General features: G+C 55.9%; 5 protein-coding genes, 4 tRNA genes and 2 rRNA genes (1 of these 11 only partly in view). All 11 read left to right on the top strand.

The genetic code is table 11. From position 1 onward, the window contains the following. Positions 1–2013 (top strand): 23S ribosomal RNA (locus RAM80_RS14290); it begins 880 nt to the left of the window's first position. Positions 2014–2156: 143 nt separating this feature from the next. Further along, positions 2157–2272 (top strand): 5S ribosomal RNA (gene rrf, locus RAM80_RS14285). A gap of 175 nt (positions 2273–2447) precedes the next feature. After that, on the top strand, positions 2448–3407 hold the full coding sequence (gene birA, locus RAM80_RS14280; protein ID WP_416427131.1) for a bifunctional biotin--[acetyl-CoA-carboxylase] ligase/biotin operon repressor BirA: 960 nt from the start codon (positions 2448–2450) through the stop codon (positions 3405–3407). Beyond that, on the top strand, positions 3397–4146 hold the full coding sequence (locus tag RAM80_RS14275; RefSeq protein WP_416427130.1) for a pantothenate kinase: 750 nt from the start codon (positions 3397–3399) through the stop codon (positions 4144–4146). Before birA ends, RAM80_RS14275 begins: the two co-directional genes overlap by 11 nt. 7 nt (positions 4147–4153) lie before the next feature. After that, positions 4154–4600 (top strand): hypothetical protein, encoded by a 447-nt coding sequence (locus RAM80_RS14270; protein ID WP_416427129.1) that lies wholly within the window; start codon positions 4154–4156, stop codon positions 4598–4600. Positions 4601–4748: 148 nt separating this feature from the next. Further along, a tRNA-Tyr gene (locus RAM80_RS14265) sits at positions 4749–4833 on the top strand. 23 nt (positions 4834–4856) lie between these two features. Beyond that, positions 4857–4930 (top strand) — tRNA-Gly (locus RAM80_RS14260). Between the two features lie 26 nt (positions 4931–4956). Beyond that, a tRNA-Thr gene (locus RAM80_RS14255) sits at positions 4957–5032 on the top strand. Between the two features lie 95 nt (positions 5033–5127). Then, positions 5128–5203 (top strand) — tRNA-Trp (locus tag RAM80_RS14250). A 46-nt stretch (positions 5204–5249) separates the two neighbouring features. Continuing rightward, positions 5250–5618: a preprotein translocase subunit SecE gene (gene secE, locus RAM80_RS14245; RefSeq protein WP_027981997.1), complete on the top strand. Its 369-nt coding sequence runs from the start codon at positions 5250–5252 to the stop codon at positions 5616–5618. 9 nt (positions 5619–5627) lie between these two features. Continuing rightward, positions 5628–6161 (top strand): transcription termination/antitermination protein NusG, encoded by a 534-nt coding sequence (gene nusG, locus RAM80_RS14240; RefSeq protein ID WP_108240418.1) that lies wholly within the window; start codon positions 5628–5630, stop codon positions 6159–6161. Positions 6162–6225 lie beyond the last annotated feature (64 nt).

Here is a 6225-nt window from a genome sequence, read left to right as displayed (position 1 = left end):
GACTTACCAAACCGATGCAAACTCCGAATACCTACAAGTGCCGAGCATGGGAGACACACGGCGGGTGCTAACGTCCGTCGTGAAAAGGGAAACAACCCAGACCGTCAGCTAAGGTCCCAAAGTCATGGTTAAGTGGGAAACGATGTGGGAAGGCTTAGACAGCTAGGAGGTTGGCTTAGAAGCAGCCACCCTTTAAAGAAAGCGTAATAGCTCACTAGTCGAGTCGGCCTGCGCGGAAGATGTAACGGGGCTCAAACCATGCACCGAAGCTACGGGTATCACCTTCGGGTGATGCGGTAGAGGAGCGTTCTGTAAGCCTGTGAAGGTGAGTTGAGAAGCTTGCTGGAGGTATCAGAAGTGCGAATGCTGACATGAGTAACGACAATGGGTGTGAAAAACACCCACGCCGAAAGACCAAGGTTTCCTGCGCAACGTTAATCGACGCAGGGTTAGTCGGTCCCTAAGGCGAGGCTGAAAAGCGTAGTCGATGGAAAACAGGTTAATATTCCTGTACTTCCGGTTATTGCGATGGAGGGACGGAGAAGGCTAGGCCAGCTTGGCGTTGGTTGTCCAAGTTTAAGGTGGTAGGCTGGAATCTTAGGTAAATCCGGGATTCTAAGGCCGAGAGCTGATGACGAGTTGCCTTTAGGCGACGAAGTGGTTGATGCCATGCTTCCAAGAAAAGCTTCTAAGCTTCAGATAACCGGGAACCGTACCCCAAACCGACACAGGTGGTTGGGTAGAGAATACCAAGGCGCTTGAGAGAACTCGGGTGAAGGAACTAGGCAAAATGGCACCGTAACTTCGGGAGAAGGTGCGCCGGTGAGGGTGAAGGACTTGCTCCGTAAGCCCATGCCGGTCGAAGATACCAGGCCGCTGCGACTGTTTATTAAAAACACAGCACTCTGCAAACACGAAAGTGGACGTATAGGGTGTGACGCCTGCCCGGTGCCGGAAGGTTAATTGATGGGGTTAGCTAACGCGAAGCTCTTGATCGAAGCCCCGGTAAACGGCGGCCGTAACTATAACGGTCCTAAGGTAGCGAAATTCCTTGTCGGGTAAGTTCCGACCTGCACGAATGGCGTAACGATGGCGGCGCTGTCTCCACCCGAGACTCAGTGAAATTGAAATCGCTGTGAAGATGCAGTGTATCCGCGGCTAGACGGAAAGACCCCGTGAACCTTTACTATAGCTTTGCACTGGACTTTGAATTTGCTTGTGTAGGATAGGTGGGAGGCTTTGAAGCGTGGACGCCAGTTCGCGTGGAGCCATCCTTGAAATACCACCCTGGCAACTTTGAGGTTCTAACTCAGGTCCGTTATCCGGATCGAGGACAGTGTATGGTGGGTAGTTTGACTGGGGCGGTCTCCTCCTAAAGAGTAACGGAGGAGTACGAAGGTGCGCTCAGACCGGTCGGAAATCGGTCGTAGAGTATAAAGGCAAAAGCGCGCTTGACTGCGAGACAGACACGTCGAGCAGGTACGAAAGTAGGTCTTAGTGATCCGGTGGTTCTGTATGGAAGGGCCATCGCTCAACGGATAAAAGGTACTCCGGGGATAACAGGCTGATACCGCCCAAGAGTTCATATCGACGGCGGTGTTTGGCACCTCGATGTCGGCTCATCACATCCTGGGGCTGAAGCCGGTCCCAAGGGTATGGCTGTTCGCCATTTAAAGTGGTACGCGAGCTGGGTTTAGAACGTCGTGAGACAGTTCGGTCCCTATCTGCCGTGGACGTTTGAGATTTGAGAGGGGCTGCTCCTAGTACGAGAGGACCGGAGTGGACGAACCTCTGGTGTTCCGGTTGTCACGCCAGTGGCATTGCCGGGTAGCTATGTTCGGAAAAGATAACCGCTGAAAGCATCTAAGCGGGAAACTTGCCTCAAGATGAGATCTCACTGGAACCTTGAGTTCCCTAAAGGGCCGTCGAAGACTACGACGTTGATAGGTTGGGTGTGTAAGCGCTGTGAGGCGTTGAGCTAACCAATACTAATTGCCCGTGAGGCTTGACCATATAACACCCAAGCAATTTGCGTCGAACGACCAGATTGCGGTGTTATGAAGATGATACGAACCGAAAGTTTGCTGATTCACAAATACCATCACATACCCGATTCGCTGGAATGCCTCCCAAAGGGCATCCTGGCTACAGAATTTCTTGACGACCATAGAGCATTGGAACCACCTGATCCCATCCCGAACTCAGCAGTGAAACGATGCATCGCCGATGGTAGTGTGGGGTTTCCCCATGTGAGAGTAGGTCATCGTCAAGATTAAATTCCGAAACCCCCATCTGCTAACGCAGGTGGGGGTTTTGTCTTTCTGGCGTGCGCAAAAAGTCCCCGGACGCGGCCTGTGGCCGCTGCTACGGGCCATGTTTCCGGCCATTTCTATGCAACGGCCATCAGCATGGCTATCATGCCTGCCTCATTGTGAGGCGAATCTGGCATGTTGACGTTGTTGAATCTCTTGAAGGATGGTCGCTTCCATTCCGGCCAGGACTTGGGAGCCGCCTTGGGTATCAGCCGCAGCGCTGTCTGGAAGCAGCTGCAGCACCTGGAGGCCGAGCTCAATCTCCCTATCCACAAGGTCCGCGGCCGCGGTTATCAGCTGGCTGCGCCCTTGGCGTTGTTGGAGGCGGACGCCATAGACGCCTATGCGGGCGCCCCAGGCTGGCCGACCTTGATCTTTGATTCCATTGATTCCACCAACGCCGAGGCGCTACGGGCCATCGGCAGGGGGGAGAGTGCGCCTTTCCTGGTGCTGGCTGAACGGCAGTCGGCAGGGCGGGGGCGTCGTGGGCGCACCTGGGTTAGCCCGTTCGCGGAAAACCTCTATTACAGCCTGGTGCTGCGCATCGATGGCGGCCTGCGCCAGCTCGAAGGCTTGAGCCTGGTCGTGGGGGTGGCAGTGATGCAGGCCCTGCGTGAGCTGGGCATCGCCAAGGCCGGGCTGAAGTGGCCCAATGACCTGTTGGTGGACCAGCGCAAGATAGCCGGCATTCTCCTGGAGCTGGTGGGTGACCCTGCCGATGTCTGCCACGTGGTGCTGGGTATTGGCATCAATGTGAACATGCAGGCAACCGATGCGGTCGACCAGCAGTGGACCTCCATGCAACTGGAGGCCGGCAAGGCCATTGATCGTAATCAGCTGGTGGCCATCCTCAACCAGCGCCTGGAGCAGTACCTGGCCTTGCATCGCGAGCAGGGTTTCGCAGCGATCCAAGCGCTATGGGAGGCCAATCATGTCTGGCAAGGGCGTGCGGTATCGCTGATCGCTGGAGTCAACCAGATAGACGGCGTGGTATTGGGCATCGATCACCAGGGCGCGTTGCGCCTCGAGGTTGATGGCGTGGAAAAAAGCTTTAGTGGTGGTGAGCTCAGCCTGAGGTTGCGCAATGATTCTTGAGCTGGACTGCGGTAACAGTTTCATCAAATGGCGGGTCATCGCGGGTGAGGGCGGTGCGCGCCTTGCCGGTGGCGTCGTGGACGCCGACCAGGTGCTGGTCGAGGCGGTGAAATCGATCGATGGCCTGCAGCTGCTGCATTGTCGTCTGGTGAGCGTTCGCAACGAAGACGAGACCAGTCGCCTGATGGCGTTGCTGGCCACCGAGTTCTCCGTACAGCCTGTCTGTGCGCGTCCTGCAAAAACATTGCTAGGGGTACGCAACGGTTACCAGGAATTCGAACGCCTGGGCCTCGACCGTTGGGTGGCCCTGGTAGCGGGTTATAAACTGGCAGGGCGCGCGTGTGTGGTCATCGACCTGGGCACGGCCGTCACTTCCGACTTCGTCGCCCCGGATGGCGAGCACCTGGGTGGGTTCATCTGCCCGGGCATGCCGCTGATGCGCGGGCAGCTGCGCACCCATACCCGCAAGATTCGCTACGACGACCAGTCCGCCGAGCGCGCCCACGGCAGCCTGGCACCCGGGCGCAATACGGTAGAGGCAGTGGAGCGTGGTTGCACACAGATGATGCGCGGCTTCGTGCTCACCCAGGTCGAGCAGGCGGCGCAGCTGTGGGGCGATGATTTCACCCTGTATCTCACAGGTGGCGATGCCGAGCTGGTAAAGGATGCAGTGCCAGGTGCCAGCGTCATTCCTGATCTTGTCTTCGTTGGCCTGGCCATCGCTTGTCCGGTGGCCTGAGGTGATTATGCGCTGGTTATTTCTCCTGCTGCTGGTACTGAACGTTTTCTACTTTGTATGGCACCAGCAGGAAGCGCCGCTGAGGCCCAAGGAAGTGACCTCGCTGTCGCTCTACAAGGGCTCCCAGCAGGATATTCGCCTGCTGAGTGAGTCCGATGATGCGCGTGCACGTGCTGCGGCTGCAGCCAAGCCGCCGGCGCGTGATGAAAACTGCCTGTACCTGGGCGGCTTTTCGCGGCCTGAACAGCTGGCTCCTATAGAGCAACGCCTCACCAGCCTGGATATTTCCGCTCGCGCGGTGCCGGTTGGCAGCCCCGAAGGCGTTTTTCACTGGCTGCGAATTGCGCCCGAAAGCCGGCGTTTGCTGGACGAAACCCTGCTCCAGAGACTTTCCAATGATTTCAAAGACTTAAAACAGAAAATAATGTTGTGTGAGGGGTTGCAAGGTTCTTGAATCCTGCATAGAATGGCGCCCGCTCCACAGCGATAAGCGGAAACGCTCAAGGTGTGAAGCGACTGTCAAACGAAGCTAACTTTCAGATTTAATTGAAAAAAACGCTTGACAGAAGGACGGCAGAGGTTGATAATGCCGCCCACGTTCAGGAGGGGTTCCCGAGCGGCCAAAGGGATCAGACTGTAAATCTGACGTCTCAGACTTCGAAGGTTCGAATCCTTCCCCCTCCACCAATTTAGCGTGAGCAGCAAGCTCCGCGGGTATAGTTTAGTGGTAGAACCTCAGCCTTCCAAGCTGATGATGCGGGTTCGATTCCCGCTACCCGCTCCAAGTTTGCTGGTTGTGCAAAGTGTTTCGCTCTTGTAGCTCAGTTGGTAGAGCACACCCTTGGTAAGGGTGAGGTCAGCGGTTCAAATCCGCTCAAGAGCTCCATTACACAGGCAGATATGAAAATATCTGCCTTTGTTTTATAAGTGGTTGTAATCGCTTATTCGGTCCGGCATACTGGTCGGCCTGATTATGTTTCTAGGTCAGTAGCTCAATTGGCAGAGCGACGGTCTCCAAAACCGTAGGTTGGGGGTTCGATTCCCTCCTGACCTGCCAGCTTCACTCGGTGATGTCTGGCTTTCTTTTCACAGGATCCTCCTAGATGACCCCTAAGGCTGAAGCCCAAGACTCTCGCTTTGATCTGCTCAAGTGGCTGGTTGTTGTCGCTTTGGTGGTGGTTGGCGTGGTTGGTAATCAGTATTACCACGCATCTCCGATCCTGTACCGGGTGCTTGCACTGCTCGTCATTGCTGGTGTAGCTGCGTTCACCGCGCTGCAGACCGCCAAAGGCAAGTCGTTCTTCGTCCTGGCAAAGGAAGCTCGTACCGAAATCCGTAAAGTCGTATGGCCAACTCGCCAAGAGACCACGCAGACCACGCTGATCGTAGTGGCGGTCGTCCTGGTCATGGCGTTGCTGTTGTGGGGTCTTGATTCCCTGCTCGGCTGGCTTGTTTCCTTGATCGTCGGCTAAGGGTGTCCCGTGGCTAAGCGTTGGTACGTTGTGCATGCCTACTCGGGTTACGAGAAGCATGTTATGCGCTCTTTGATCGAGCGTGTAAAGCTGGCTGGCATGGAAGACGGTTTTGGCGAAATTCTGGTCCCCACTGAAGAAGTGGTAGAAATGCGCAATGGCCAGAAGCGCAAAAGCGAACGTAAGTTCTTCCCAGGCTATGTGCTGGTCCAGATGGAAATGAACGAGGGTACTTGGCACTTGGTCAAGGACACTCCTCGCGTGATGGGCTTCATCGGCGGTACCGCTGACAAGCCTGCACCAATCACCGACAAGGAAGCTGAAGCTATCCTTCGTCGCGTCGCTGACGGCAGCGACAAGCCAAAGCCCAAGACTCTGTTCGAGCCGGGCGAGGTTGTTCGCGTTACCGATGGTCCGTTCGCGGATTTCAACGGTACCGTCGAAGAGGTCAACTACGAAAAGAGCCGGATCCAAGTGGCCGTGCTCATTTTCGGACGCTCTACTCCGGTAGAGCTCGAGTTCAGTCAGGTCGAAAAGGTCTGATTGAAGGCATATCCCATGCCCCGCAGGCGTAAGCTGCGGGGTTTTGTCGTCTCTGGGATAAAAC

The sequence above is a fragment of the Pseudomonas sp. App30 genome, assembly GCF_047947025.1.
Lineage (GTDB): Bacteria > Pseudomonadota > Gammaproteobacteria > Pseudomonadales > Pseudomonadaceae > Aquipseudomonas.
Note: the sequence above shows the minus strand (reverse complement) of the source record. Positions and strands in the feature narration are given on the sequence as shown.